This window comes from Streptomyces sp. LHD-70 (assembly GCF_031157275.1).
Taxonomy (GTDB): domain Bacteria; phylum Actinomycetota; class Actinomycetes; order Streptomycetales; family Streptomycetaceae; genus Streptomyces.
The window spans coordinates 23,952-50,434 of record NZ_JAVIFW010000031.1 but is presented as its reverse complement, the minus strand read 5'-3'; the positions used below and the strand labels follow the sequence as shown (position 1 = coordinate 50,434).

At 68.2% G+C, this 26,483-nt stretch carries 29 protein-coding genes and 1 pseudogene; 29 read left to right on the top strand and 1 reads right to left on the bottom strand.

The genetic code is table 11. From position 1 onward, the window contains the following. The first annotated feature begins 130 nt into the window (after positions 1-130). From RCO28_RS36180 to RCO28_RS36130, 11 genes and pseudogenes are all read left to right on the top strand, one after another. Positions 131-724 (top strand): hypothetical protein, encoded by a 594-nt coding sequence (locus RCO28_RS36180; RefSeq protein WP_308945617.1) that lies wholly within the window; start codon positions 131-133, stop codon positions 722-724. A gap of 1 nt (position 725) precedes the next feature. Continuing rightward, a complete protein-coding gene (locus tag RCO28_RS36175; protein WP_308945616.1) occupies positions 726-1,292 on the top strand; it encodes a hypothetical protein in 567 nt (188 codons plus the stop codon). A gap of 125 nt (positions 1,293-1,417) precedes the next feature. Next, entirely contained in the window at positions 1,418-1,642 is a 225-nt protein-coding gene (locus RCO28_RS36170) for a hypothetical protein (protein ID WP_308945615.1), read from the top strand. Between the two features lie 83 nt (positions 1,643-1,725). Further along, positions 1,726-6,000 (top strand): phage tail tape measure protein, encoded by a 4,275-nt coding sequence (locus RCO28_RS36165; protein WP_308945614.1) that lies wholly within the window; start codon positions 1,726-1,728, stop codon positions 5,998-6,000. After that, positions 5,997-6,875 (top strand): phage tail domain-containing protein, encoded by an 879-nt coding sequence (locus RCO28_RS36160; RefSeq protein ID WP_308945613.1) that lies wholly within the window; start codon positions 5,997-5,999, stop codon positions 6,873-6,875. The genes RCO28_RS36165 and RCO28_RS36160 overlap by 4 nt, the downstream gene beginning before the upstream one ends. 8 nt (positions 6,876-6,883) lie before the next feature. Next, positions 6,884-7,843 (top strand): hypothetical protein, encoded by a 960-nt coding sequence (locus RCO28_RS36155; protein ID WP_308945612.1) that lies wholly within the window; start codon positions 6,884-6,886, stop codon positions 7,841-7,843. 5 nt (positions 7,844-7,848) lie between these two features. Next, positions 7,849-8,967 carry a hypothetical protein gene (locus tag RCO28_RS36150; RefSeq protein ID WP_308945611.1) on the top strand — a complete coding sequence of 373 codons (1,119 nt, stop codon included), beginning with the start codon at positions 7,849-7,851 and terminating at the stop codon, positions 8,965-8,967. Between the two features lie 5 nt (positions 8,968-8,972). Next, entirely contained in the window at positions 8,973-9,413 is a 441-nt protein-coding gene (locus RCO28_RS36145) for a hypothetical protein (protein ID WP_308945610.1), read from the top strand. 143 nt (positions 9,414-9,556) lie between these two features. Further along, a pseudogene (locus RCO28_RS36140) lies at positions 9,557-10,513 on the top strand (peptidoglycan-binding protein); the annotation flags it as partial. Positions 10,514-10,844: 331 nt separating this feature from the next. Then, a complete protein-coding gene (locus RCO28_RS36135; RefSeq protein WP_308945609.1) occupies positions 10,845-11,090 on the top strand; it encodes a hypothetical protein in 246 nt (81 codons plus the stop codon). Between the two features lie 1,384 nt (positions 11,091-12,474). Then, complete coding sequence (locus RCO28_RS36130) at positions 12,475-13,125, top strand: hypothetical protein (RefSeq protein ID WP_308945608.1); 651 nt, start codon at positions 12,475-12,477, stop codon at positions 13,123-13,125. Positions 13,126-13,298: 173 nt separating this feature from the next. Here the strand turns inward: RCO28_RS36130 and RCO28_RS36125 are convergent, their stop codons facing one another. After that, entirely contained in the window at positions 13,299-13,478 is a 180-nt protein-coding gene (locus RCO28_RS36125) for a hypothetical protein (protein ID WP_308945607.1), read from the bottom strand. Positions 13,479-14,008: 530 nt separating this feature from the next. On the opposite strand from RCO28_RS36125, the gene RCO28_RS36120 reads away from it, so the two are divergent. From RCO28_RS36120 to RCO28_RS36035, 18 genes are all read left to right on the top strand, one after another. After that, a complete protein-coding gene (locus RCO28_RS36120; protein WP_308945606.1) occupies positions 14,009-14,368 on the top strand; it encodes a hypothetical protein in 360 nt (119 codons plus the stop codon). A gap of 80 nt (positions 14,369-14,448) precedes the next feature. Further along, positions 14,449-15,702: a recombinase RecT gene (locus RCO28_RS36115; RefSeq protein ID WP_308945605.1), complete on the top strand. Its 1,254-nt coding sequence runs from the start codon at positions 14,449-14,451 to the stop codon at positions 15,700-15,702. A gap of 63 nt (positions 15,703-15,765) precedes the next feature. Beyond that, the gene (locus RCO28_RS36110) at positions 15,766-16,839 is read left to right on the top strand and encodes a PD-(D/E)XK nuclease family protein (protein ID WP_308945604.1); all 1,074 of its coding nucleotides are present in this window, start codon (positions 15,766-15,768) and stop codon (positions 16,837-16,839) included. Between the two features lie 90 nt (positions 16,840-16,929). Further along, entirely contained in the window at positions 16,930-17,529 is a 600-nt protein-coding gene (locus RCO28_RS36105; protein ID WP_308945603.1) for a hypothetical protein, read from the top strand. A gap of 7 nt (positions 17,530-17,536) precedes the next feature. Continuing rightward, positions 17,537-17,863, top strand: coding sequence for a helix-turn-helix domain-containing protein (locus tag RCO28_RS36100; RefSeq protein WP_308945602.1), 327 nt, complete (start codon positions 17,537-17,539; stop codon positions 17,861-17,863). After that, the gene (locus tag RCO28_RS36095; protein WP_308945601.1) at positions 17,860-18,663 is read left to right on the top strand and encodes a helix-turn-helix domain-containing protein; all 804 of its coding nucleotides are present in this window, start codon (positions 17,860-17,862) and stop codon (positions 18,661-18,663) included. The genes RCO28_RS36100 and RCO28_RS36095 overlap by 4 nt, the downstream gene beginning before the upstream one ends. Positions 18,664-18,720: 57 nt before the next feature. Continuing rightward, positions 18,721-18,993 carry a hypothetical protein gene (locus RCO28_RS36090; protein WP_308945600.1) on the top strand — a complete coding sequence of 91 codons (273 nt, stop codon included), beginning with the start codon at positions 18,721-18,723 and terminating at the stop codon, positions 18,991-18,993. A gap of 100 nt (positions 18,994-19,093) precedes the next feature. Then, positions 19,094-19,378, top strand: a complete 285-nt coding sequence (locus RCO28_RS36085; RefSeq protein ID WP_308945599.1) for a hypothetical protein — start codon at positions 19,094-19,096, stop codon at positions 19,376-19,378. A gap of 55 nt (positions 19,379-19,433) precedes the next feature. Continuing rightward, positions 19,434-20,132, top strand: a complete 699-nt coding sequence (locus tag RCO28_RS36080) for a hypothetical protein (RefSeq protein ID WP_308945598.1) — start codon at positions 19,434-19,436, stop codon at positions 20,130-20,132. A 125-nt stretch (positions 20,133-20,257) separates the two neighbouring features. Beyond that, positions 20,258-20,974 carry a hypothetical protein gene (locus RCO28_RS36075; RefSeq protein ID WP_308945597.1) on the top strand — a complete coding sequence of 239 codons (717 nt, stop codon included), beginning with the start codon at positions 20,258-20,260 and terminating at the stop codon, positions 20,972-20,974. An 18-nt stretch (positions 20,975-20,992) separates the two neighbouring features. Beyond that, entirely contained in the window at positions 20,993-21,778 is a 786-nt protein-coding gene (locus tag RCO28_RS36070; RefSeq protein ID WP_308945596.1) for a hypothetical protein, read from the top strand. Next, a complete protein-coding gene (locus RCO28_RS36065; protein ID WP_308945595.1) occupies positions 21,775-22,320 on the top strand; it encodes a hypothetical protein in 546 nt (181 codons plus the stop codon). The genes RCO28_RS36070 and RCO28_RS36065 overlap by 4 nt, the downstream gene beginning before the upstream one ends. 34 nt (positions 22,321-22,354) lie before the next feature. Continuing rightward, positions 22,355-22,741, top strand: coding sequence for a hypothetical protein (locus RCO28_RS36060; RefSeq protein WP_308945594.1), 387 nt, complete (start codon positions 22,355-22,357; stop codon positions 22,739-22,741). Further along, complete coding sequence (locus RCO28_RS36055) at positions 22,738-23,133, top strand: hypothetical protein (RefSeq protein ID WP_308945593.1); 396 nt, start codon at positions 22,738-22,740, stop codon at positions 23,131-23,133. The genes RCO28_RS36060 and RCO28_RS36055 overlap by 4 nt, the downstream gene beginning before the upstream one ends. Positions 23,134-23,221: 88 nt before the next feature. Further along, positions 23,222-23,881: a hypothetical protein gene (locus tag RCO28_RS36050; protein ID WP_308945592.1), complete on the top strand. Its 660-nt coding sequence runs from the start codon at positions 23,222-23,224 to the stop codon at positions 23,879-23,881. Next, positions 23,878-24,882, top strand: a complete 1,005-nt coding sequence (locus tag RCO28_RS36045; protein ID WP_308945591.1) for an N-6 DNA methylase — start codon at positions 23,878-23,880, stop codon at positions 24,880-24,882. The genes RCO28_RS36050 and RCO28_RS36045 overlap by 4 nt, the downstream gene beginning before the upstream one ends. Beyond that, positions 24,879-25,679, top strand: a complete 801-nt coding sequence (locus RCO28_RS36040; protein WP_308945590.1) for a phosphoadenosine phosphosulfate reductase family protein — start codon at positions 24,879-24,881, stop codon at positions 25,677-25,679. Before RCO28_RS36045 ends, RCO28_RS36040 begins: the two co-directional genes overlap by 4 nt. A gap of 34 nt (positions 25,680-25,713) precedes the next feature. Next, positions 25,714-26,430: a hypothetical protein gene (locus RCO28_RS36035; RefSeq protein ID WP_308945589.1), complete on the top strand. Its 717-nt coding sequence runs from the start codon at positions 25,714-25,716 to the stop codon at positions 26,428-26,430. Positions 26,431-26,483: the final 53 nt, after the last annotated feature.

Sequence of the window (26,483 nt, the reverse complement as noted above, 5' to 3'; positions counted from 1 at the left end):
TTCCTCACCGCGGAGGTTCGCGCGGACACCTGGCCGATGAACGGCCTCGTAGTCCCTTGATGCGGATCTCAAGGGGCGGTGACCGCCGGCTCGCCGGGGGCGCCGTCCCGGAAGCGGGAGAACACCCTCCATGTCCCAGCAGCGCTTTATGCGGCGCGGTATCACGAAGATTTTCTGGCTGAAGGAAGTCCGCGCCGCCTCCAAGGCCCCGACGCGCGAAGAGCTCTGCTCACCCAACGCCACCGAACTGACCGAGGCCATCTCCGACGTAGAGGGCTGGGCCCTGACTAACGAGGCCATCGAGACGCCGGACATGTCGTCCACGTTCACCAGTTCAATCCCGGGGGAGGACAAGGCCGAGGACTCGTCGTTCACGTTCTACGAGGATAAAGTCAGCGACGCCGTCGAGCAGCTGCTCCCCAAGGGCGCGAAGGGGTGGGTCGTCTTCTTGCGCAAGGGCGATGTCCCCGGCTCGAAGTCCGTCGACGTCTTCCCCGTGCAGGTGGCCTCACGTTCGGCGCAGTACAACACCGGCAACGAGGCCGCGAAGTTCGAGGTCTCGTACACGATTACCGAGCCGCCGGCGCTCGACGTCGCTGTGCCCCCGGCCGGGCCGAAGCCGCTGCCGATTCCGGCGCACGGTGGCGACGGGAACGACGACGACTCCGTAGAGGTGACCGTCGTCGCGGCCGCGGCCTCGGTGACCACGGGCGACGAGGACTGAGATGTCCGCGCGCGAAGCCCGTGATCACCGTGACGACCGTGAACACCAGGACGCGCAGTGGGCGGCGAAGATGCGGCGCCTGCGCGGTCGGCCACGGCCCGAGCATGTCCTGCGTATCTGTGACGACGAGCAGATCCGCCAGGAAGTCACCCTTGCCGAAGACGTAGCCGACCGGGCCCGGCGCCTCGCCGACTCGGCGCTCGGGGACACGGAGCTCGCCCGGAAAGCCGCTGTGCTCTCCAAGGCCCACGAGTCTGCCCAGCAGAAGCTCAAGGACGTGTCCATCGAGCTGACCTTCCGTGCACTGCCGCGGCCCGCCCTGGAAGAGCTGATCACCCGGCACCCTGCGACCGAGGAGCAGGCAGCCGAGGGGGCGGCCTTCAACCCGGACACCTTCCCCGCCGCTCTGGTCTCCGCCGCCTCCGTGGACGGCATGAGCGAGGCGGAGGCACAGGAGCTGCTCGGCTCGTGGTCCGCTCCCGATGCGAACAGCCTGTGGGAGGCGGCCTGGCAGGTGCAGCAGGTCAGCCGTACCGACGTGGACACGGTGAGCGTGGGAAAAGACTGAGCGCGGATCCCCAACTGCGCATCGAGCTGGAGCTGTGCGATCGCTGGGGCATCCCGCACAGCCAGTTCCTCGGCGGGACCGGGCGATGGACGGATCTTGACCGCGCGAAGGCCCTCGCCTGGCAGGTGTGGCAGCGCAGCATCTGCCCGGACTGCCGGACCCGGCTTGCCGAGTGGGACGCCACGCAAGGAGGCGATCCGCACGCGTACGTCCCCGATACGGTCCGCTGCCCCGGCTGCGAGGTGATCGAGCAGGAGCGCGACCAGGTCCCCGATGGACGTCCCGGATATGGCGTGAAGATCCAGCTGCTGCCGCGCGCCGAATACAGGCGCCTGCACGCCAGCGAATGAGCCGCCGACCGCCTTGGGCCGCAGCGGCTCTCCGGCCAGCTTGGCCGACGAACGACATGACGTAGGGAGGTGAGCCAGCAGCGGTGGCCGGCTACACCATGACGGTCCAGATGCGAGCCGAGGCCAACAGCCTCATCCGCGGACTGCGGGCTGCCTCACGGGAGGCGCGGACGCTCGCGGACCGGACCGCTGCCGCCAACCGCGCCCTGGCACAACTCGCCACGACCGGCACCCGCACATCCCGCCAGTTCACCGCCCTGGGGACCGGGGCACGGCGGGCCGCCGCCGGTCTGAACGCCATCTCCACCAGGGCGACTTCAGTACGCGGACACCTGCGTGCCGCAAGCCGTGACGGCCTCACCTCGATCCGGCAACTCGACCGAGCCATGGCCACCCTGGGGCGAGGTTCCTCCGGCCTGACCGGCACCGCCGCCATGACCGGTCTCGTGCTCGGTGTCGGGCAGGCGGCCGAGGACGGCAATCGCTACCAGCGGCAGATGAACGTCTTCCGGGCCGTCACCGGCGCCACTGCCGCTCAGATGCAACGAGCCTCGTACACGGCGCAGCAGCTCGGCAACGACTTGCAGTTGCCGGGGTCGACGGCCGCTGACGCCGCCGAGGGCATGGTCGAGCTGGCGAAGGCAGGGTTCCGTACGGACCAGGCGGTAGACGCCGCCCGCGCCTCGCTGCAATTGTCGGCGGCAGCCGGCACGAACGCCGCCGACTCGGCGAAGTATCTCGGCGACATCATGGACCAGTTCGGTCTCGGCGCCGACCAGGCCGGACGCTCCGCCGACATCCTCGCCGCCACCGCGAACAACGCCTCCGGCGGCATCATCGACATCTACTACGCGATGCGGTACGCGGGGCCGGTCGCAGCTGGTCTCGGCGTCTCCATGGAGGATGCGGCGAGCGCGGTCGGCATGCTCGGCAAGGCGGGCATCCTCGGCCAGACCGCTGGTACGTCGCTGCGCGGCATGATGGCGAACCTGGCCGCCCCTACCCCGCAGATGATCGCCGCGCTCAAGCGCCTGGGCATCGAGGCGTGGGACGCGCAGGGCAACTTCCGCGGCCTTCGGGTCGTGATCGACGGGCTCTCCAAGGCCCAACATGACATGTCTCAGCAGGACTTCACAGGCGCCGTGAAGGAGGCGTTTGGCAAGCCCGCCATGTCGGGTGCGATCGCGCTCGCCCACCAGGGCACGGAGTCCTTCGACGCGCTCTCGCTCGCCGTACGGCAGACCGGCGCCGCCGCTGACATCACCTCGGCCCGCGGCCAGGGCCTCTCCGGCGCCATGGTGCAGCTGAACACTCAGGCCCGGCAGACCGGCATCGCACTGTACGAGGGCATGGCTCCGGGGCTGGAGTACGTCGTACGGCTGCTCACGAGCGGGCTCGCCGGGGCGACGCCGCATCTGTCCGCGGCTCTGGAGTACGGCAATGACCTCGCGACGCTCTTCGGGCCCGACCTGAAGGAGATGGCGGCAGGCGGCATCGGCGCGCTGGTCGAGGAGGCTCGCGAGCTAGCGGGCCCGCTCCGGGAGATCGGCGAGGACGCCCTGGCCACCGGATTGAGCCTGCTGGTCAACTCCGCCGAGGCGTTGGGCGACGTGCTGTCGAACGCCGCTGATGGGGCCGAGCCGCTGTTCGACGCGCTCGGCGGACTCGGGGAAGGCGGGGGAGCTGCCGCCGGCACGCTCGACATCATCGCCACCGTCGCGAGCGCGGCCATGGACGCGGTCTCGGGCCTGTCCCTTGTGCTCGTGCCCATCGGCCAGGTCGTGGGTGGGCTCGTCAGCGCCTTCGGCGCGCTGCCTGCGCCGATCCAGTCGGCGGCCTTGGCGATGCTCCTGTTCCGCCGAGTCCAGCCGGGCTTGACCAACCTGGCGAACACGGTCACCGGTCCGGTACGCAGTGGCTTCCAGAACTTCGCACAGCAAATGCGAATCCAGCAGGTCCTTGCGGCCAGCGCCGGAGTATCGCTGTCCCGGTACGGCGCCGCATGGGCCGCCGTGCAGGCCCGCGTTGGATTCCTGGGCAGCATGACGGCAGCGTTCCGTTCGGCCAACGGAGCCGGAGTGACGTTCATGGGCACGCTTAACGGCGTAGGCCGAGCTGCGGGTTCGGGGCTGCGCTCGGCTATGTCCGGCATCACGGGTGCACTCGGCGGTCCGTTCGGTCTCGCCATGGCCGGGGTGTCCGTCGGGCTGGGGCTGCTCGCCTCCCATCAGCAGAAGGCGGCGCAGGCAGCGGCCGAGCATCAGCAGCGGATCTCGTCGTTGACCTCGGCGCTCCGCGAGTCCGGCGGGCAGATCAACAGCAACGTGCGTACCCAGGCTGCGCAGTTGCTGCTGGACACCAAGACGGAGCAGGGCCAGCTGACCAAGGTCATGGAGGAGGCGGGCGTCCCGCTCACCTCCCTGACAGACGCCTACCTCGGGCAAGGCACTTCGCTGGAGAGACTTCAACAGCGCCTCAACAACGCCGCGAACGCCCACCGCGAGTACAAGACCGTCGGCAAGTCCACCGTCCTCGACTACACCGACGAGGGCCAGCAGCACAAGGACGCCGCCGACGCACTCGGCTCGGTCAAGGGCGAGATGGCCGGGGCGGTGAAGAACGCCAAGGATCTGGCCGAAGTCAGCAAGGGAGCGAGGAACGGCACCACCGCGTACGACCGGCTCAAGGCCGCCGTCGGCGGTCTTGCGGACGAGACCGCCGACGCCGACCAGCGCACCCGCGCCCTCAAGAGCGCCCTCGACTTGCTCTCCGGTGGGCAGATCTCTCTGCAAGCCGCGAAGGCGAAGGTCAACTCCGCCGCCCTCGACCTGAAGGAGGGCGGCAGGAACGTCAACCGCGAGCAGGGATACGGCGGTGGGCAGCTCGTCAACGAGGACAAGACGCTCAACACCACCACGCGCAACGGCCAGCAGCTCTACAACCAGCTCACCGCCCTGTCCGATGCAGCGGCCGACGCCTCCCTGGCGACCTACGACCTGGCTAAACGCAACGGAGAGTCGCTGCCGGTCGCACTGTCCCGGGCCCGCGGCGAGATGAGCCGGGCCCGCGCCGAGGCAGTCAGGGCCGCGCGCAGCTACGGACTGACCAAGGCCCAGGCCGAAGCCGTTGCCGACAGCCTGGGCCTGCTGCCGTCCAAGGTGTCTCTGCTGCTCCAGACCAAAGGCATGGACAGCACGATCGCCAACCTCATCGCCGTGCAGGCTGAGTTCCGCCGCGTACCGAACGCGAAGACGATCAAGGTGGACTCGCTGAGCGAGGGCGCGCAGAAGAAGCTGCGCGCTCTCGGCTTCACGGTGAAGACGGTGCCGGGCACCCGGCAGATCAAGGTCACCGCGCCGACCGCGGGCGCGCGGAAGAACCTGGACATCCTGATCGGCAAACTCAGCCAGACCCCGAACTCGAAGAACGTCCGCGTCTCCGCGCCGACCGCAGCCGCCATCAGGAGCCTGGAGGCTGTCCAGGCCAAGCTCAGAGCAACCCCGGGCGCGAAATCGGTGGTCGTGCGCGCACCCACGGCCGAGGCCCGCAAGCAGCTCCAGGAATTGGGCTTCCGGATCGAGAAGGTCCCTGGATCGAAGAACGTCCGCGTCACCGTCCCGACGGGCGGCCCCCGCAAGGCCGCGGACTCCATCCAGCAGCGCATCAACGCGCTGCGCGGCAAGTCGGTGACCGTCACGACCCGCCATGTGACGATCTTCGACGTTCTCCGCAACCAGGCTGGCGATACGGCCGACGCCGTACGTCGACAGGCCGAGAACATCCGCAAGCAGGCCAATAAGCAGGCCGACGGTGGTGTCGTCGACTACTTCGCCGACGGTGGGGTCACGGGCCTGGGCCCGCGTCCCCGCGAGCGGCATGTGGCGCAGATCGCCCCCGCCGGTAGTTGGCGGATCTGGGCAGAGCCCGAGACACAGGGCGAGGCGTACATCCCGCTGGCCCCCTCAAAGCGCGACCGGAGCAAGGCCGTTGTCGAGGAGGTCACCCGTCGCTTCGGCGGGAACGTCGAGTGGTTCGCCGACGGCGGTGTTACCCGACGCGCCTCCACAAGCCCCGGTGCCCGGCTTACCGCCGCTGCGCGCGGTGCCGCAGCGACCCGAACCCTCGCCGATGTCGTACGCCGCTTCGAAGTCCGCCCCGCCACGGACGCTCGAGGAGCCGCAACCCGCGTCGACGCGCGCGGTGGACGCTCAGTGCGGGTCGTCGTCGTACGGGAGCAGCAGCCGCTGATCGGCACCATGCCGGTCACCGTCCAGGACAGCAGTGCCAGCCCTCAGCAGATCGGCACGGAGATGATGCGCCGCCTGCGCAATGCCCAACGCGGCGGGAGAATCCGATGAACCCGAAAGCCCCTGCCTCACCCCTGACTTCAACCGAGACCGAGACCGAGCTCAGCGAGTGGCAGATCGAGATCGGCGCCGCAGTCCTTCTCGGCCCCGGGACATCGATCCTCATCGGGGAGATCGAAGGACTCGGAGCACCCGAAGTCCGTCCACAGGATGTGGACAACCCCGTCGGGGACGGCGCTCTCCCCGGAGCCGATCACTACGGCCCCCGAATCGTGCGCATCGAGGCCGGCATCAAGACACCAGGCGACCCGGCAGCGGCGACCAAGATCCTCGCACGACTGCAGCAAGCGGCCCGCGCAGAGGGCGTACGCACCAGCACCGGCAAGATGAGTGTCCTGCGGGCGCGTTGGCCGGGTAGCGAGACGCGTCGCCTCTACGGCCGCATCCGCCGCATGGAGGCCACCAGCATCGCCAGCTCGGTGCACGGCTGGATCCCCCTGGACATCGAGTTCGTCGCGATGGACCCGCTCTTCCACGCCGACACCCCCACGCACCTGACATTGAGCCTGGACCAGGCCGCCCGCCCCGGCCGGATCACCAACACCGGGGACGCCCCGGCCTGGCCGACACTGCGGATCACCGGACCCATCTCACAACCGAAGGTCTGGAATGCGGTCACCGGCCAAACTCTCGAACTCGACATGTCCCTGCGCGCCGGCGAGTACGTCGACCTCGCGACCCGCCCCGGCACCCGCTGGGCCCTGCGTAACGGCACCATCAACGCCGCCGGTTCCCTGTCTCCGCGCTCCCGCCTCGATCACTTCACCGTGCCGCCCGGCTCCTCGGAGATCGCATGGAGCGGCGACGACTCTACGGCCACCAGCAGCCTCACCGTGTCGTGGCGCTCGGCCCACACCACCTTGTGAACCGTGACATGCATGAACTCCTCAAGAAGGAGCGGGAATTGACCCTCGTCCAGCCCCCGTTCATCACCCACGGCGCCCGCCACCAGGCCCGAGCGACTCGCCTGCTGCTACGCGGCCTGGTCCACGGTGGACAGGGAATCGCCGAGGCCACCGACCTGAAGGTCTCGCCCCTGCAGAGCCCGGCCTGCGGAGTACGCGTAGCCGACGGATCGGCCATCGTGCATGGCGCCCGCCCCTGGCAGGGCGCCTACGGGCAGATCAACATCGGTGACGCCCTGGTCGACATCGAACCGACCGGCCCGTTCGCGCGCACCGACCTGCTGGTGCTGCGCGTCGAGGATCCCGAGTACGAAGGCGACCGCGACCCCGCCTGTGGCGACATCGGCTACTTCCATGTCATCCAGGGCGTGGCCCCGGAGACCGTCGAGGTTCCGGAGGGGATGTCGGCGATCCCCCTCGCCCGTATCTCCCTGCCTCGCGACACCGCCACCGTCACCGCGGGCATGATCACGGATCTACGGCGGCTCGCGAACGCCCGATACCAGCACCGCGTCCTCACCGCCTGGCCCACCACGAGGCAACGACTCCCCGGCGAGCTGGGCCGGTGGACCGCCTGGCCCACCGAGGCGGCCTGGGACGTGGAGGTCCCGGCCTGGGCGAGCCAGGCGACCATCACGGTGACGATCTCCGGCCTGAGTGTCGAGGACGGCAGCCTGCGCGCCAGAATGCGCACCACCCTGGGGGAGGCGAAGGGCAAGAGTGCGTTGATCGACAGCGAGCAGGGCCCGGCTTCCCACTTGTTCACCGCACTCGCCCACACCTACGTCCTCCCGCCAGGCCAGCGCGGAAGGACCCAACGCCTGGCCGTACAGACGAACCAGCACGCAGACAGCGGCCAGGGCGGCTTGTACGTAGACCGCTACGCGGCAATCGTCGCCACCATCGACTTCGCGGAAAGCCCCGAGTGACGCCGATGCCCGACTACCGATACATCGCCGCCCACGCTCTGACCGGCGACATCCTGCACGGCTACCTCCCGCTGACCGGTGTCGAGTGCGGCCCCGAGCTCAACGGCCCCGGCAGCCTCTCCGCAACCCTTGAGCCCGGCCTCATGCGCCCCGTCACCGAGTTCCTGGATCCCGGAAACACGCTGCTCTACGTCGAGCGGGACGGAAAGCTCGCGTGGGGCGGAATCATCTGGCGGGCCGAGCCCCAAGGGGCCTCCTTCCCGATCGAGGCCGCCGGCTTCGGCTCGTACCTGCACCGCCGCTACGACCTCCACGGCAACCTGGACGGTCGCGGACCGTACATCGAGGCCGACCCCTGCCAGGTCATCCGCGACGTATGGGCGTACGCGCAGGAACAGCCCGACGGCGACCTGAACGTCGCCGTGGACGACACGAAGGCGAAGGCCACCACCGGAACGTCCAAGTCGCCCTACTCCCTGCCCAAGACCGAGGCGCAGAACCTCGGCGAGGTCATCGACGAAATGGCCGAGATTGAGGACGGCCTGGAGTGGAGCGAAAGCGTCAACTGGTCAGGTCGCCTGGGTCGCTTCAGTCGCTGGGCCACGCATCGCATTCATCTCGGCGCTCCCCGACTGGGCCGCCGCCGCGAGGACATCTCCTTCACCTCGGGCATCAACATCGCCTCCACCCCGCAGGTGGTCCGGGATGCCGACGAGTACGCGCAGATCGTCGTCGCCCTCGGCGCCGGGCAGGGGCGCAAACGCCCGCATGCTGTCGACACGGTCCGGGACGGTCGTCTCCGCCTGGAGCACCGGCTGGAGACGAACGAGAAGAACGTCGCCCAGCTCCGAGATCGTGCACACCAACAGCGCCTCCGCCGACAGGTCTTGACCGACATCACCGAACTCGACGTGCTGGACCACCCTGCCGCCCCATTCGGCGCGTGGAACATCGGCGACGACGTCCTGGTACGGCTGCGGGAGCAGCACACCTCGTACGAGGGCTGGCATCGCATCACGGGCTGGACCCTGCGGCCTCCGAGCGGCGAGGAGGCCGAGCGCATCACCCTCAGTCTGGAGCGGACGGCGAAGCCCGAAGACGCCGAGGACTCAGAGGAGACGTAGAGAACATGCCGGACACCATCGCCACGCTCGCGAAACGGCTGGCACAACTGGACCGCCGCGTCCGGACCTTGGAGCGCGTCCGACGCCCTCAACCGCCCGTCTGGCGTGACCTGCCGCTGACCGGGAACACCGCAGTCGTTGAGGACGCACCGGTGCCGCAGATGCGAATTACCGAGCAGGACATGCTGGAGCTCAGCGGCCAGATCAGCATCCCTGGCGGCAGGGTCCGCGACGAGGCGGTGGTGGCCCTGCTGCCGGAGGACTATCAGCCGGCTGCCCCTCGCCACCTTCCCATCGCCTCCGATGTGGAACGCCGCCCTCTGCATATCGAGATCCGCCCCGACGGACAGGTTCTCCTGCGTCTGCCGGCCACCGGCACGGTCAGGGTTGGTGTGCTGAGCCTCGACGGTTGCGCGTGCCGCCTCGACGGCGCCGAACTGTCCTGAACTCGCCGACTCTTCATAGACTTTCCATCGCGGCACGCGACCCTCCGCCTACCGCGAGCTCACTTCTTTACCGAGGGACCGGCCCGGTCACGCCACGGGACGGCCAACCGCCCCGAGGGCACTCTGGTGAAGGTGAAGCGAGGATGGCCAGCCCCCTGTCCGCGGACAAGTTCCTGTCCGTACTGAAGAACGCCCATCTCGGCGTCGTCGAGCACGGCACGTGGCGGACTCACAACCGCAACCAGCACGGCAACTGGGGTCCCGTGAACGGGGTGATGATCCACCACACCGGCGGTTACTCCTCCGAGGAGGACATGGTCGACCTGTGCCGCCGGGGCTACAACGACCTCCCCGGGCCGCTCTGTCACGGCGTGATCGACCGGTCCGGCACCGTGCACCTCGTCGGATACGGCCGGACTAATCACGCCGGCATGGGCGATACGGACGTCCTGCTCTCCGTCATGGCCGAGGAGGACAAGCTGCCGGAAGGCAACGAGCCCGACACCGACGGCAACCGGCACTTCTACGGCTTCGAGTGCATCAACACGGGCCGCGGCCAGAGTTGGCCGGCGGCACAGTTCGACGCGATGGCTCGCGCCGCAGCCGCCGTATGCGCAGCACACGGCTGGAACGAGCACAGCGTCCTCGGCCACAAGGAGTGGAAGCCCGGCAAGTCCGACCCGTACGGCATCGACATGGACGACTTCCGGGCCCGGGTCGCCAAGGAGCTCAACGCAGGGGCAGGGGAGCCACGCGACCCGGACAAGCCAGACCCGAAGCCGAAGCCGAAGCCGAGCAAGCCGAAGCTGAAGCCGGAACGCGAGAAGCCGAAGGAACCGGCCGACGGCGCGGAGCCCAAGTACGCGCCCTTCCCCGAAGCCAGCTACTTCCGCAACGGCCGCCCCTCGGAGCTCATCACAGCCGCGGGCAAGCGCCTGGTCGCCGAGGGCTGCGACACCTTCCCGCACGGCCCCGGCTCGACATGGAGTGACGATCACCGCCGGGCGTACGCCGCCTGGCAACTCAAGTGCGGCCACCGCGGTTCCGGTGCCGACGGCCTTCCCGAGGAGCGCAGTTGGGCCAAGCTCCGCGTCCCTAACCCCAAGCACCGCTCCGCCTCGAACTCCGGTTCAAGTACACGGAAGGACCAGCCCGACACCATGCCCCAGACCCTCGCGGACGTCGCGGAGCGAACCCTCGCCACCTACGTGGAGGCGTTCATCGGCCTGATCGCCGCCTCTCACACCACCGACCTTGTGCACCTGTCCACCTGGCAGTCGGCCGCAGTCGCCGCCATGCCGGCTGCCCTTGCCGCCTTCAAGTCGTCACTCGGAACCGTGCTCGGCCGCTGGGGTACTGGCTCCTGGTTGTCCAAGAAGGCCGACCCGGCGAGCGCCGCGGAGTAGTTGTCGGCAACTGGAAGGAGACGCTGTGCCGGACGGAGAGGTCGCTCTGGCCCTGGCCGAGTTGCGTCGGTCCCTGGAGCTCGGACTGACCCGTATCGACGGGCAGCTCGCACTTCTTGTGCAGCGCTCGGATCAGACTGACGAGAAGCTGGCAGACCTCGAGCGCCGGGTGGCCTCCCTGGAGAAGAACCGTTGGCCGCTGCCGACGATCGCCGCCCTGGCCGCGGTTGCCTCGGTGGTCATCGCCTTGGCGCGAGGCATTGGGGCGTAGGCCCGAGCAACGAAAACCGGCGGGGCTGACGCGCACCGATCTGGATTCAAACCGAGTGCGAGCGCCCCGCACCGGGGGCGCCTCTGCGGCTGATCGATCACATCAGCCTTCGAGCTCGCGCGGTGCGGGGCGTCCGGCATGCCCCGCTGGCAGGAAGCTCGAGCCCTGCTAAGCCGTACTCGTCACCATCCAGTGCCAAGCCCTGCCATTCACCGCGGAACCGAACTCCCCGGCTACTGACCAGTTGGCCATCCATCGTCCTCCACCATGGTGTTTCGCCTGGCAGGAACACGTACACAACGGCCCTCGGGCGTTCTTGCAGCTCGCCGTGCACTTCTCGCGGGGGTTGTACTCACGCCCTACCAGGATCATCTTGTGGGTCCGCATCAGTGACTTCGCGACGGCCAGGAAGTGTTGGTTATTGACCGTCCAGCACTCCATGCGCGCGTCCCAGGCTGACGTCACGTTGCGCTGCGTCAGGTTCTGCACTCGGATTGCCTGCGTCGGGCTCGAGAGGCCGGGAATCCACACACCGAGCCATCCAGAGGCGGGGAGTACCACCGACGCCAGGCTTCCACCCTTCCACTTCGGCAGCCATGTCGGTGCCGGCATAGCGTCGGGATCGGCAGTAGGACGGCGCGGCGGACCGCCAGACGCGGCGGCCCGCCGCGGTGCCAACGGCCGCATGCGGTCCTGACTCACAGGGTGAGCCCTTAGAGCACTAGCGGCCACGATGTCCGCCACGCGGCCGCTCAGCAGACCGGAAGACTCGCAAGAACGTTCACCATAGGGGTCACTGCTGTGGGTCTCGACGCTTCCGTCCTTCGCGATCCTGACGATCTGACAACAGTCCTGGCAAACGGGTATCTCGGCCATGCGAGCCGCCCTTCAACTAATCGCCCTGGAGGCTACATCCGGGGTAATCGGCTTCGGTACGTATTTCGCCAGTTGAGCCCCTGTCAGAGGAGCGGGCCGAGTGCCCCACAGGCGGACCCTTCGCTGTGACGCCCCGCGCGTGGCTTGGCGGCCTGCGGCCGGGGTATCAGGGTGAGCAGGTCTGCCCCATCTTGAGCACAGGCAGGGGAAATTCAGAGAACGTCGTCAGAGCGCGGCCATGGAGTCCTCGCGTATCGCCACACAGCGTCGGGGAGCAAGCCGTGACATGACGACGCCCCGGGTCAGAGTGCGAGTCAGAATCCCGGGGCGCCGCTTCCACAAAGGAAAGAGGAGGCCAGAGTAGAAGAGCGCTGCGGGATTCATCAACCGACCGGACGGCCGCGCCTGCGGAGCCGCGGCGTTCCACCTCAGCGCCGCCGGCCCACGGGCAGCCAATTAGACTTGACGCGTCAAGCATTCTGTATACGCAGTGTCTGGAGACGACGCTATGACGGCGGGAACGTTCCCCTACCTTCTCGGGCACGCGGAGATCGCGTTTCTCTATGGCGTGGAGCGGCAGACCTCCCAGCTGTGGAGGACTCGCGAGATCCTGCCCGAGCCCGACTTCGTCGTTTCCGGCAACCCCTACTGGTTTCTGCCTACGGTCCTCGGGCTGGCCGAACCGCACGTACGGGAGGCCAACAAGGAACGCCTCAAGACGTTCAAGGCCGAGCGGCGCGGCTGGTACGTCGTGGACAAGCCCGAGGACCTGCCCTCCGTCATCGGGTTGAAGGAGATCCCCTGGCTCTTCGGGAAGAAGTACGGCGACATCTATCAGTGGCGGACCCGCAACAGCTTCGTCAAGGAGGACGCCGTTGTCTCCGGTTCTCCGCTGTGGCTGCTCGACACGGTCCTGGCTGATGCCGTGGATCGTGGCCGCACCGTACTGCCGGAGGCCATCAAGCGGATCCAGGCCGGTGAGCGCGAAGGGCTGAAGCCGCGCGGTCGTAAGAAGAGCACCGAGTCGAAGCCGAAGCCGCCGGAGCTGCCGCCCACCCGGACTTACAAGCCGGGCGAAGCGGACCTGGACGAGGTCACCGCCTTCATCAAGGAGATCTGGGCGGCCGGCCTGACCGTCTCGGTCCGCGCGAAGCGCTAAGTCCAAGCGCGGGGTTGGTACAAGATCCGCAACGCTGTCGGCCACCTGACTGCGTGGATCTACCGCTGACGGCCGTCCACGGGGGGGGCCTGCCCAGCACAGGCCCCCCTTTCGCATGTCCTGAACACGCCGCCCTTCAGTGGCAGGCCCGCGTCGTCCGAGGAGGCGGCGCTCTATCTCCGACGTACGGGGAGCACTTGAGCGAACGCTCGTAAGACTGCAGGGCGTTCTTCCGGTGCGGTGCCCCGTACGACGATGGCGAGGGCGAGCAGAAACGTGATGGCGAGCACGATGACGACTGCGAGCAGGGTCTGAGGCAGGGCGGTGGCGAACCGCACAAAGGTGATGGTCATGGTGGTCCTCCGATGACGAGCCAGATGTGCCAGGACAACGTCCGAGAGGCCGAAGCCAGAGCCGGGTTGCCAACGGAGATGGGCGGCCGTCGTCCGGTCGATCAGAAGACGGAGAGGTCGGAGCTCGGGCTGAGCCCGCTACCGCGTTCCGCACAGGGTGAGTCCGTGGCTGTCCCCGGCTAGCCTCGGCTAGTTGTCGGGGGAGCAGGCGCTCATGTGCTGTCGATACGCAGCCATGTTCACCACCCCTGGAGTCGGGTTCCCATCACGGACCACTGCGGCACTTGATGGTGCCGCGCGCTTCCACCATGCCCCGGCGTCGCCCTGGGTCGCTAGTAGTAACTGAGCCGCAAAGCAGGGAAGTTGAGCCACCGTGCTGTTCAGCTGGCAGATCCACCGCGCCGGCATCCGGGCGGGCCCCGCCCTGGCCGCGTCTATGATCACGACTTACAGTGTGAGCCCGTCATACGTAGAGACAGTTCTATGTGCAGGGGGTAGGCGTGCGCCGCCAAGAGGAGCTCCCGCTCGACATGTCCACCGCTGGCGTCCCGCCGCCGACGCCGCGAAACCGCCCGTCGATCGATGAACGATTCGAAGCCTTCCATGCATCACACCCCTGGGTCCTCGAGGTCCTGGAGGAACTCGTCGGAGAGTGGGTCGAGCGCGGCGGCGGCCGCATCAGCGTCAAAGCGCTGTTCGAGCAGCTTCGCTGGTCGCATTTCCGGCGAGACATCCCGCAGATCCGCCTGAATAACGTCTTCACCTCGCGCTACGCGCGCCTCCTCTGTCGGGAGCATCCCGAGTGGGCGGACGCCTTCGAGCTGCGCCGTCTTCGCGCCGAGCGGGTCGGAGATAGAGACTCATTGACGGTAAAAGTTGTCGTGAAATAGAATAATGTCAATGCCATTTGCTCTGCTCATGCGTGGAGACAGTGGCGGGCTGATTGGGGAAATCGTTGATAGGAGGGGATGTGGCCGACGCTCCGGTCACCTGGCTCGCGATCCGCGAGGACCAGAAGGCGTTCGAGGAACAGCAGCTGCGCGCACTGCGCTCGGCGTTCCCGGACCTGGCGGAAGCAGCTCCCGCGCAGTTGGGGATCTTCTTCCACTACTGCAAGGCGTCTGGACTCGATCCGTTCGGGCGCCAGATCTACATGATCAAGCGGCGGTCCCGCGGGGAGGTGCGGTGGACGATCCAGACCGGTATCGACGGCTACCGGCTCATCGCCCGCCGCGCCGCCGACAGAGCCGGACAGCCACTCGCCTACGAGGACTTCGTCTGGTACGACGCCGAAGGCGGTGAACACACCGTGTGGCTGCGGGACGAACCGCCAGCCGCGTGCAGGGCGGTGCTGTGGCGCGGCGAGTCCCGGTTCCCTGCCGTCGCGCACTGGCGGGAGTACGCGCCCAAGGTGTGGGACTACGAGTCGCAGGACTACAAGCTCGGTGGTCTTTGGCCACAGATGCCGGCGAGCCAACTGGGGAAGGTCGCCGAGGCCCTGGCGCTGCGACGCGCTTGCCCCGCAGACCTGTCCGGGCTCCAGGTGGACGAGGAGATGCACGCGGCGGACGCTGTCGAATCGCGGGAGCGCGTCGAGGCTGCGGCTTCCCGGCTGCGCCGCTCCACTGCTTCGGCGCCTGCTGACCCCTCGCGGCACTCCACCGAGGAGGCCTCGACCGAGCGCGAGTCACAAGAGGCCGACGTGGTCGACGCGGAAGTTGTCGATCAATCTGGCGCGCCTGCGGCTCAGAAGGAAGCGAGTGAAGAGCCGAACGGCGTCACCAGCAGGCCCGCCACAACTGATGTGGCGGACGGGCGCACGGCGGACCCGTTGCTCCTGGCGCGACAAGAGGTCGAGCGCACCGCCGACTTCCTGGAGGTCACGTTCGGCGAGGTCAACGACATCTGCTTCGAGCTCAACGACGTGTCCTACCAAGACGCCGATGCAGAGCAGTTGAACGATCTCGCCCGCCTGCTGGCCGGCTCCGATGAACACCTCGGCACGCCTCGAATGACCGCCCGCATCGCGGCCTTCCGCAAGCAGCGGGAGGAGTCGAAGGAGGGCGACGCGGGCCGGAAGACCGCCAGGCGGACGGCGGCGAAGACCTCGGCCTCCAAGACCACCGCCACGAAGACGTCATCCCGTCCAGCCTCGGCGGCCGCTTCCAAGGGGGCCGGTCGTCGGAGTGCGGCGAAGAAGACCGCCGCGCGCAAGAAGCCGTAACCATCACCCGTCCCGCCGACCGGCGGGGCACCCTCACCAGCCAGCAGAGTGCGAGGACCCTGCATGCCCAGCGACACCCTTACCAACACCGTTCCCATCCCCGACCTGTGGAAGGCAGCACACCGCGACGACCGCGCACGACCACGCGCCCGCCAGCAGCTCCTGGGCCCCTCCTCTATCGGTCTGTGCAGGCGACGGGCCGCTTACGAGGTGCACGGCACCTGGCCCACCGATCTCGCCGACAACATGCACGCCGCGATTCTCGGCACCTGGCTCCACGAAGGCATCCTGCGCGTTCTGCAGCAGCAGTACGGAGCGTTCACGGAGCTCGAACTCACCAACGGCACGCTCCTCGGGCACGCGGACGCCTACTGGGCGCCCGCGGAACTGACCGGACACACGAGCCCGTACGACGGCGAGGCCGGTGTGGTGGAGGACCTCAAGACGAAGTCCACTCGCGCCTTGGACATGGTGGTGCGCCAAGGCCCGGGGCGACACGAATGGTTCCAAGTCCACCTGTACGCCCACCTGTTGCGTACGGGCGGCTTGGCCTCGCATCCGGATCTCCCTTCCGGTGAACCGCTCCCCGTCGATGTCGTACGACTCAGGTACGTAGGCCGCGAGTACGGCCAGGTCGTCGTCCATCAACGCCCCTACGACCAGGAGGTCGCGGATCAGGCTCTCGCCTGGGCGGAGGACGTGCTCGACAGCCCAGAACCAGAAGCCATGCCCCGGGATCTCGACGGCCCCGGCCTGTCGATCATCTGCGACAACTGCCCTTTCAAGACCGCCTGTTGGAACCTCGACGCCCTGACCGGGGACCGGGCTCCTCAGACCATTCTGATCGAGGACAGCGAGGACATCACCGCAGCCCTGGGCGCCTACGCGGAGTCTGCCGAGATCGAGAGCGCCGCGAAGAAGCGCAAGGCAAAGGCCCGAAAGGTGCTCGACGCGGCGGATGCCGGCACCTACGGCGCTTTCAAGCTCTCTTGGTCCGGGGGTAGCCCGCGGCCGCCGGTGCCGGACCCCGAGGCGATGATCCGAATCCTCGAAGACCTCGCCCTTGACGTGCCGCTGAAATCGGGCGGCCGTTCCTCGCGCACCATCAACGTCTCCCGCGTCCCCGACGCCTCCTGACCACCAAACCGCTGGTCACCGGGGCCCGAGTCTCGCGGCCCCGGTGACTGGCCTGCCCCGACACCCACGCCAACCACCGGAAGGTCTTCCATGGACACCACGGTCTTCAGCGAGCCCGTCAGGGTCTCGCACCTCGATACACCCGAGGCCCGAATCGACGCCGCACTGGAACTGCTCACCCTCCAGCAGGGCGACGGCACCGACGACCTCGCTCCCGCGCTCCTCGCCATCCTCGGCCCGTTGACTGACGCGCTGGGCACCGACGCCATGCCCGTCAGCCCTCCGCCCGCGGTACTGCAGGAGCGCATCGCGGACCAACTCGCCTCCTCCTGGCCTCGCTTCGGGTACGCAGACTTCTCGACCGAACTGGCCAGTGACGCAATGAAGGTCGTCGCTCCGGTCGTCGACCAGCTACAGCGTGCGGCCCGTTCGTGGCGCCGGCGAGCCGTCGCGGGCGTCATCGAACGGGACCAGGCCCGCGACATCGCGGTCGCCCTGGAGCAGGCCAACGCCGAAGCGGTCCGCCTGCTCCGATCTGGCCAGTACGAGGGTGCCATCGCCGTCCTCGAAGGCGACTGCAGGGCACCCGAAGCTCGGGCCGGCCTGGCGGCGCCAACGGTCGAGCATGAGGGTGCGCGCGACGACGTGCACGACTCAGCCCATGACCGGGCCCTCGACGACGCACGGTGAGGTGACCATGCCCACCACCTACGTTTCGCGGCCGCGCAACCCCGGCTCCTCGTATGCCGTGGAGGCTACCGCCCCCTCCCGCCAGGCCCGTCACATCCACGTCAGCACCACGAACACCGGAACGCACGGCATTGACTTCCTGGCTGTCGAACGGGCTGTCAATGACGACCTGCCGAAGCCCGAGCTCAACCCCGCCGAGCAGCACCTAGCCGCACGCCTCATGACGAACGAGGGATACACCATCGCTGTCATCGCCGACCGCCTCGGTACTGAGCAGCGCACGGTCTCGCGCTGGCGCGCTGCCTGGAAAAGGGAGCAGAGGGAGGGCACTTGAGCATCGAGGCAATGGCGTGGGCCTTCCGCCAGAAGATCACCAACCCTGGCGCCAAGCTCGTCCTGCTGGCGCTGTGCGACTTCGCCGATGAGTCCTGGTCGTGCTTTCCCGGACAAGAGACTCTCGCGGCCAAGACCAGTCAGGGCGAGCGCACGGTCCGCCGACACCTCGAGTGGCTGGAACGAGAGGGCTTCATCGTCTCCAGAGCCCGGTTCGCTCACGGCCGTCGCACCAGTAACCGCTACACCATCCGTAACCCTCGACCGAGCGCGCCTCCCCCCGTCACGCGCAGCGCTTGGCCCAGATTGCCGTCACCGAAACCAGATGATGAAGGGGCGAAACAGGCGGCCAGATTGACCGGAGGCCAGATTGACCAGCGGACAGATCATGCAGAGCAACCGGCCAATCTGGCCGGGGAACCGTCAGAGAACCACCAGCAGAAGAACCCCCTCCCCCAGCCCGAGGACGATCAAGCGGATCCGGGCCGGCGAAACCGCTGCGCCGCACACCCAGAGGCCCCAGGCTTGAACTGCCGTGGCTGCGGCACGAATCCGCGGGCGCAGCGCGAGACGGCCGACATCGCCGCTCGCCAAGAGGTCGCGGAGCACGAGCGCCTGAGTACCCAACGGTGGTTGCAGGGGCTACGCGCACGCCGAGGGCAGGTTGCCCAGCAGGAGCGCGACGGCACGCTCGCCGAAGCCCGTCGAGCGGCTCGCGACGCGGTGCAGCGCCACAGAGACGGCCGCGCCCCTGACCCCGGCAGCGATAGAGAGATCTTGACGGAGAGTGATCAAGATTGATAAAGTTATATCAGTTCAATCAATCAACACCCCATCGCCCAACGGAGGTTGCAGCCAGTGTTCCACCCCGTCACCCCACAAATGCAGCAAGCGCTCGAAGCGAGCCTCACCCGCCAAGGCGTCACCTCGGAGCAGTTCACGCAGGCGCAGCAACTGGCCAAGAAGGCGGGTGAACGGATGGCGGCCGTGTATGGCGAGACGGTCGGCCGCGAGGTCGCCCCGAGCGAGTTCGCTCGCGACGTCATCGGCGTCGAAGGTTCCGGACGCCTGTTGGTCGCCGTCTTGCGAGAGGTCAGCGGGCGTGCCGACCTCTACCGGGACCTGGTCTGACCGGCAGGCGCATTCCTGTGACTTCTTCATCCGTGGAGACAGTTAATAGCTAGCTCTGACCCGTGCTGGGTCGGGCACCACCAGAGTGCGAGGAACCTCGATGAACATCACCAACATCGCCGCGATAGTCCTTGCGGCCCGCACCGTCGGCACCCCCACCAAGCGCCATGTGGACGGCGTCACCGTCCACCAGCTGTCCCTGCACGGCCAGAGCCCGGGACAAACGGTCGACTTCACCCTCCGTGAGGGCCACCGCCGGTGGTGTCTGGCTGCCGTCACCGACGACCAGGGCACGGCCCTTCCAGCGCGCACCCTCGGCAGGCGCCTCTCGGCCCGCCTCACCGATCTCCACGCCCAGGCCGTAGACCGCCCCACATCGCTGTGACCTCGCCGCTCCCGCAGACGGCGGGAGCGGCTCACCGAAGCAAAGGAGAGAGACCGTGGACCAGTTCACACGCGAGCAGTTGCTGTACGCGGAAGCCGCCAAGCACGGTGTCGGCCCGGCTCAGATCCACGAGGCCGTCCGCCTCGTCGCTCACGCCGTGCAGCACGACGTCGCAGTTCACGAGCAGGCCATCGGGCGAGCACTGACTCCCGACGAGTGGCTGGACCGGCACTCACCGGAGGTCTTCCGCACGATGTGCCGCCGAGCCGCACACCAGGTCGGACTCGGGGCAGAGCAGGAGGACCTCGTCTACACCATCGTCGAGGCCGTCGCCCCGTTCGAGGCAGAACCCCGGGACGACGAGAGGCCCTGGCAGTTCCAGGCTCGCCCGCTCACCCATCCCTCTGAGGCCAACTTCCCGGCATACGCGGTCACGTACCAGGAGCCGTGCGCCTTGCCCGGCTCCCGTCCGCGCTCCGTGATCCGCTCGGGCGGTCGCGTGCGCGTCGCGCTCGTCCGCGCCCTCCGGGCCGAACTCGGGGCGGCCAGCCTGGAGGAGATCACCGGGGTGGTGTGCTTCACCTACGGCGGGCTGCCCGGCGTCTTCGTCGCGACGCCGGTCCCCGATCCCGGCTACCCGAAGTGCTCGGGATGCGGCCAGTGGGGCAGCGAGCACGGACAGCCGGACGGCGACGCCTGCGGACTGTTCCAGAGCTCCGTCACGGACGCCGCTCAGGCAGCCGTGCCGGTCTAGCCACCAATGATCACCGTCCGGGGCCATGCCGGTGCGAGCGGCCGGCCCCGGACGGCTCACCCCCTCCGGCGTGCCATCAGCGCGCCGCGCATCACCCCCACAAAAGAGAGAGCAGGAGCTCACCCATGCCCAGCCACCAGTGGCTGACCGGCTCTGCCCAGAGCAAGGGCCGCAGAGAGATCCAAGCTGACGCGTACGCGATCAACCGTGACGACGCCACAGGCCGTATCGCCGCCGCCGTCACGGACGGGATCGGAGACACCGACGACGCCGCCACCGTCGCCCAGCTCGCCGCCGCGGCGGCGTCGAAAGCCACGCTCGTTCACGACCCCGGCCATGGCTGCCAGGCAGCGCGCGCCCGCCGCGCCGCCCACTACGGGCCCACCGAGCACTACAGCGTCGCCGACCAGGCGGACGCCTCCATCGTCACCGCACTGCTCGCCAGCGACCACAGCCGACTGCTGATCTCGTGGGCCGGACTCTGCCGCGCATACGTGCTGTACGAGTCGGGAGCACTGGAACGCGCCACCTTCGACCACTGCCTTGGCACGCCAATCCGCGAGGCAACTCAGCGCGGCGGATCCACCGCTGCGTACCGGCGAGAAGTCACCCGCACCGTCGGCCGCAACGAGTTCGTCACCGCCCATCTGCCCGTACGGCACGTCAGCCGCCTGCTGCTGTGCAGCGACGGCGTGCACCGACACCTGTCCGACCGAGCTATCGCCACGGTCCTGTGCGACCCCAGTAACGACGCCACCGAGGCGGCCAACATCCTCGCCCGCGCCGGTGGACTCACCGGCTCCGACAACGCCACCGCCGTCGTCATCCAGCGCGTCAACTGACAAGGACCCGGAACAGCCATGAACGAACAGTCACGCGACACCGAGGGGCCGCTCGTGCGGCTCTCCCTCGACTACGTACGAGCCGGACGCGCCCTCAACCTCGCTCTGCTCGACGACATCGCCGCCCGAGTCCGCTCCGCCGGTCACCGGGACGCCCGGTACCTCGAAGTCACGATCGACCCGGAGACCGACGACGTCACACTGCACAGCATCTGGAGCGAGCAGACGAGCGCATCCCGCAGCCGGCGCCTGCTGCGCGACCTGGACACCAGCTCCGAGCGCTGGTCCGACGACCCCCTGGCCCTGCACCAACTCGTGCAGGATCGCGAAGACGCCCTGGTGACGGGATACCTCCAGCTGTGGGGACTGGTCCTGCCTTGCCCGAACTACGCCTATCGCAACCGTAGTTGGGTTGAGCTCCCGTCGGCATGCCGCGTCGAAGCGGTCGCCGACTTGGTGCGTGAGTACGTACCGGACGCCGAAGGGCTCGTCTGCAGCTTCCGATGGAAGGGACACCAGGTCGGTGTCTGCCTGATCGCAGTCATCCACAAAGGCGGCGAGACCACCAGCATCCCGTGCGCCAGGTGCGCCCAGTTCGAGGTGCAGGACACCACAGACCCGTGGCCTCTCCGGGTCAGTCACACGCTCGCCCATCTGCTCGCCCAGATCCACGCACTTCCTCACCTGCGCGAGAAGCACCTGCGCCAGTTCGGGGAACCGGGCTGCGACGACGCGGTAGCGCCGCAGCTCCTGCCCCTGTCCTCCGCCACCCCCACCGTCGGCGCGGAGGAAAAGCTGTCATGAGCCTGACCATCCAGCGCACCGCGGCGCCAGTGGTTCCCGCCCAGCACGCGCAGGCCCTCGCATCCACCGTGCTCAGCACCTGGCCGACCGCGATCGGCCTCACCATCGAACACGTCGCGCACCACGAGCAGGGCCCCTATGGCTCCGTCACCCTGGCCGTCGTACGCACAACGGCACCCACCCCCAGCGAGTCCCTCATCCGGTGCGACGGCTACGGCCACGTCACCCGCGGCTGCGAACACATCCACCCCGACGGCGCCTTGTGCTGGAGACCGTCCGCCTCACACCTCTCGCTCCGGGACCCGGGGCTGTGCGACCGGCATCTGCCCCCGCTCTCCCGAGGCAACTGGGTTCGCCACCCCGAACAGCCCGCGTACGGGCGCGTCACCTCCGTCGACGCCGAACAGGGCACCGTCACAGCCGACTTCAGCCAGGGAGAGGTCGTCCTGGTCGCCGTCCGCGTACCCCGAGTCCCTCCCCACATCGCGGACGAACTCGACCACGGCCCTCTCAGCGCCCCCGTCACCGTCCTCGACGAGTAGCCCTCAGGCAGGCACAGGCAAGGAAAGAGAATCCATGACCACCAGCGGAAACGCACTGATCACCATCAGTTTCGACCGCCCTGTCGAAGCCAGGGAGCTGCGCCCCGGCGACGTGTTCAGCCTCGACACGGCACCCAAGACACCTCTTGTCGTGCGCTGGATCGAAGACCTCGAGGTCGCCCCCGACGTACATCTCGTGGACATCGCGCTCCCCGGCGCCGGACCCCGTCTCCACCTGCCCCGGCAGACGAACGTACGGATGCACCGCATGGTCCGCACCATCACCATGAACTGCCTGCTGTGCGGCGCCCCGGAGAGCGTCGACATCGATCTGCCCGAGGACGGCGAGCCGATCACTCTCGTCTGCGAGCGCCACGTCCCGCCCGAGCTCACCAACGGCGCTGAGGTGGGTGAAGCGTGACCCTCACCTACCTCAGCGCCGTCCAACTCCTGCGCCGGGCCGACGAAGACAGGGCGCGCTCCCTCTACGCGGACGTGATCGCGGCCCTCGAAGAACACTGCACGGACGTCGGCGTGGACTGGTGCGGCAACGAACTGAACATCACGGTCCAACTCACCAGCGACGCAGAGCAGTACGTCGCCATCGCAGGCCGCCACTCCCTTCCCTGGCACGAGGACCGGTCGCAGCTCGGCGGCTGGAGCGCCGTCCACATCGACAACACCTACGGCACGTCGAAGGTCATCTACGACACGACCACGCCTGAAGGCGACCCGCCAGGCGACCTCGCCGTGACACCGCTCGCCGAAGAGGTCAGCGCCTACGTGACCAGCTGGAAGACCGAGCACGCGTAACGACCCCCTGACTCCCCGGGGCCGCGCCAGTGCGAGCGGCTCGGCCCCGGGGCTCCCACCCATGCCACAAAGCAGAAAGAGACCCCTCATGCTCACCTTCACCGTCGGCTCGGGACCGGCTCTCGAAGTCGCCGAGTTCGCCGACTTCACCACCGGCTGCGCCCTCTACCGCGTCGACCGCGTCGGCACCTTCACCCTCGACTGGGACTCCGGCCACCACAACGACCCCGAAGACCCTGACGCTGTCGAACTCCTCCGAGTCACCTACGGCGCCGGCACCGACTTCCGCTGGCACCCGCCGATGCCCGACGCCCCCGTGCTCTTCGGCATCACCCTCGCCGGACAGGAGCCCTTCACCCGCGGCGCACTCGGACGAAACCCCATGAACCTGCGCCCGCACCGCATGATCTCCACCGCACCCGCATACGCACCCGTCGGCGTCCGCCGCCGTACCAACGCGATCGTCCACACCCTCGTCGACCACTGGCTCGACCAGCCCTGGACCCCCGACCTGCGCCGCGCCCACGCACACCACCACGCACCGCACACCCTGGCCACCTACAGCACGCGCCTGGCCAACACCGAACAGCGCTTCCAAGACCTCGAACGCGAGCAAGCCTTCTGCCGCGACGTCATCGACCGCGCCTCCACCATCCTCAAGAACGGCCCCGTCCCCGCCCCGGACAACGCCCCACCCTCACCCGACACCACCGCGGCCACCACGAGCACCGCGACGAACGGCCGGTGACGGCCGTGACGCAGTACGACCTCTTCGGCGAGGTGGAACAGAAGCTCGAGGAACGTGCGCAGCAGCGCGCGACCCAAGCGGCCCAACCGAAGCCCAACAGACCTCGCCCCAGCTACCGAAGTCCCTTCATCGCCGGCGACCCCAACCGCTTCGCCCACGAAATCGCAGACAACGTCATCGCCGCCTGGTACAGCCACCACGGCGGCAGCCGCATGGAGATCCCGATCGGCACGCTCGCGGCACTCTCCTTCTTCCGGGAACCCCTCATCAGCGACTGGCTCCTGACCCTGGAACCGAAGCAACTCCCGGCGCTCCTCCGGGAGATCTGGGGCGTCCAATGGCTACACCGGCCGGACCTCATCGAGGTCGCCCGACCGCTCCACGACTGGGTAGAGGAAGAGCCCGACGAACAGCAACTCCGCGCCGTACAAGCGGTGATCCACACCTCGATCTACAACGGGTTGTTCGACCTCACCGCCCAGGAGGACGCATCAGCCCGATCCGCAGCCGACGTACTCGGACCCCTGCTCACAGGACTCCGCCACAAGACCGACAAGAAGTGGAACGGCGAATACCACACACCGGCCTGCGTCTCCGACCTGATGGCACGCATCGTCCTCGACAAGCAGAACTGCAGACCGGACATGGTGATCTGGGAGCCGGCCATCGGCAGCGGCGGCATGTTCCGCTCAGCAGTCGAGCACCTTCGCGAACTCGGCCTGAACCCACACGACTTCCGCTGGTACGGCAACGACATCGACCGCCTCGCCGCCGCCTGCGCCGCAGTGAACGCGATCCAGTGGGACCTCGGCCCCAAGACAGCCATCTGGTGCGGCAACACCCTCGCCTCGTCCGACAGCGGGATCACCAAGGCCCTCGAGGAACGCGCGGCAGTGATCCGACACCGCAACGCGGTCGTCGAGGAAGCCCGCTTCAAGCACAAAGCCCAGCGCATGCTCAACGCCCTCGACGAGCTCTTCGAAGGGACGGCCGCAGCATGAAGGTCGTCTCCTATGGAGGTGGCGTCCAATCCACCGCCCTCCTCGTCCTCGCAGCACAAGAGCGCATCTCCTACCGCACTTTCCTGTTCGCCAACGTCGGCGACGACAGCGAGCACCCAGCGACGCTCCGCTACGTCCACGAGGTAGCAAAACCCTACGCAGCAGCCCACGGACTCCGGCTTGAAGTGCTTGAGCGGCGACGCCGAGACGGCCGAACCGAGACACTCCGCCAACAGCTCCTCCGGCCAGAGTCCCGCTCGATCCCCATCCCCGTACGCATGAGCAACGGAGCCCCGGGACGACGCTCCTGCACAGCCAACTTCAAGATCAAAGTGATCGGCCGGTGGCTCCGAGAGCACGGAGCAACCTCCACTCACCCCGCCACCGTGGCCATCGGCATCTCGGTCGACGAACTGCACCGGGCCAACCGCCGACGCAGCGAACCACACGAATCGATCGAATACCCCCTGCTCGACCTCGGCCTACGGCGAACGGACTGCGTCCAGATGATCGAGGACACCGGTCTCCCAGTCCCGCCCAAGAGCGCCTGCTACTTCTGCCCCTTCAAGACGATCAAAGCCTGGCAAGAACTACGCCGCAACGAACCAGACCTCTTCGCCCAGGCCGCGGACCTCGAAGCCGCGCTCATCGAACGCCGCCTCTCCCTCGGCAAGGACCCCGCCTACCTCACCCGGCGAGGAGTTCCGCTCGGCCAGGCCATCCCGGAGACCGCCGCCCCACTCCCGCTCGCAGACGACAGAGACGCGGACTGCGACTCCGGCTGGTGCATGACCTGACCCCAGCACACCACAGCGAACAACAAGGACAACCATGAGCACCAAGAGCCCCGACAACAACAAGAACAATCAGACCATCGAGCTCGCCCACTTCTGCCAGTTCGCCGAGAACACCGCCGCACAGCTCGGCAGCGGCTGGACCGTCGACCCCGACAGCGCGGCCGGACCCGTCGCCTTCCTCACCCACCCCGATGGCCACCGCATCGGCCTGCGCCAACTCTGGCGGGGACAAGCCGTCCAGACCTGGGCCACTGACGTCCCGCCCCGCGAGTACGCCAACGAGAACGACGCCAAGGTCATGACCGCCAACGCTGCCCACCTCACAGGGGGCAGCCGCTACAACGCCGGCGTCACCTTCACCCACACCTCACCCGCCACGACCACCGCCAAGAAGATCCGCACCCGCCTCCTGCCCGCCTACGACGGCAAGCGCCCGACCCTGCGCGCCTTCCCCGCTAAACGCTCCCGCGCCAAGACCGCCGCACGGAGCGAATCCACCACCTCCGCCCCCGAGCCCCAGACGAAGCAGAGCCCGCGAAAGCGTCGGACGGCAGCTCCAGCCACCAGAGGCAAGAGCACCGGAACGCCCCGCGTCCGGCGCACCCAGAATCCCGAGACCCCCACGAAGAAGCCGAAGAACACCACCGCTGCGCCTACTCAGTCCCGCAGCGGAAGCACCCCGACCAAGGCAGCTGGCACGAAGCCGCGCACCACCGAACCCACACCGTCCGCACCCGCTGACGCGACCTGAGCCGGCCCACCACCCCGGGGTGCGGGCCACTCCGCCGGACACCCGCACCCCGC